General features: G+C 46.6%; 1 protein-coding gene. It reads right to left on the bottom strand.

Going from position 1 to position 566, the window contains the following annotated elements; genetic code table 11:
• Positions 1-566, bottom strand: a 566-nt coding sequence (locus tag R7Q46_RS29135) for an ABC transporter transmembrane domain-containing protein (protein WP_318078573.1), incomplete at both ends; no start/stop codon positions are given.

Here is a 566-nt window from a genome sequence, read left to right as displayed (position 1 = left end):
ATAAATCGACAAAGCCGCGACGGAAAAAACCAAGATGTAGTTGGAAATTTCAACCGCCACGTCAAAGCCCGTAACCAAGCGCATTTGACGATAAACCGTGTTGAGAAATCCTTTCATGCCTTGTTCGGCATATTGGGTTTCTCGTTGGCTATGTGAAAACAGCTTCACGGTTTGGATGTTGGTGTAGCTGTCGACAATACGGCCTGTCATGGTTGAGCGCGCATCGGCTTGCTCAGAGGCCACATCTTTCAGTTTCGGTACAAAGTAAATCTGAATCGCGATGTAAACCAAAAGCCAGACAATCATTGGAATCATTAAACGCCAATCTGCAGCTGCTAACATCACGACCATACTGGTGAAGTAAACCGTCACGTAGACAAACACGTCCATGCTCTTCATGACCGTTTCACGTACTGCGAGAGAGGTTTGCATCACTTTGGTTGCAACGCGCCCTGCAAAATCATCTTGATAGAAGTCCAGACTCTGATTGAGCAGATAACGGTGAGCAAGCCAGCGAATGGACATTGGGTAGTTACCCAACAAGGTTTGATGCACCAGCAAAGAGT

The sequence above is a fragment of the Vibrio sp. 811 genome (assembly GCF_033339195.1).
Note: the sequence above shows the minus strand (reverse complement) of the source record. Positions and strands in the feature narration are given on the sequence as shown.